This window comes from Mesorhizobium sp. M7D.F.Ca.US.004.03.1.1 (genome assembly GCF_003998635.1).
Lineage (GTDB): Bacteria > Pseudomonadota > Alphaproteobacteria > Rhizobiales > Rhizobiaceae > Mesorhizobium > Mesorhizobium loti.
The window spans coordinates 1-395 of the sequence record NZ_RZQG01001870.1 but is presented as its reverse complement, the minus strand read 5'-3'; the positions used below and the strand labels follow the sequence as shown (position 1 = coordinate 395).

General features: G+C 54.2%; 1 protein-coding gene. It reads right to left on the bottom strand.

Features of this window, described 5'->3' with window-relative positions; translation table 11 throughout:
- Positions 1 to 216 (bottom strand): FAD-dependent oxidoreductase (locus EN935_RS40455; protein WP_127374468.1); only part of this gene is annotated, 216 nt, incomplete at its 3' end.
- Positions 217 to 395: the final 179 nt, after the last annotated feature.

Sequence of the window (395 nt, the reverse complement as noted above, 5' to 3'; positions counted from 1 at the left end):
ATTGCGGCCCGATGCTCCAAATCCTGGCTCGTCTGCTTCGATCAGGGCGACGTTAACGCCAGCTTCAGCAAGATGCAAAGTGAGTGAAAGTCCCAGGAGTCCCGCACCAACCACCACCACGTCGGCGGTACCTGCGCCTTCCAGCCGCGGACCAATCGGGGCGGCTGGGGTCAGGGCGGACCACAGAGAACGGTGAAATGTCTCTTCTACCGCCATCCGCGAAACCTCTCATACGTCACATTTCAAACAGAAGTGCGGTTATATATATCACGAAATATTCCAATGAGAAGGTGCGAATTGGATGCGTGCGCGATGGGGAACTGGCATTCGTGAAACTGCCCAGCCAGGGGATTGATCTCAATGCTAATATCCTATTTGATATCTTACGAAGGGGC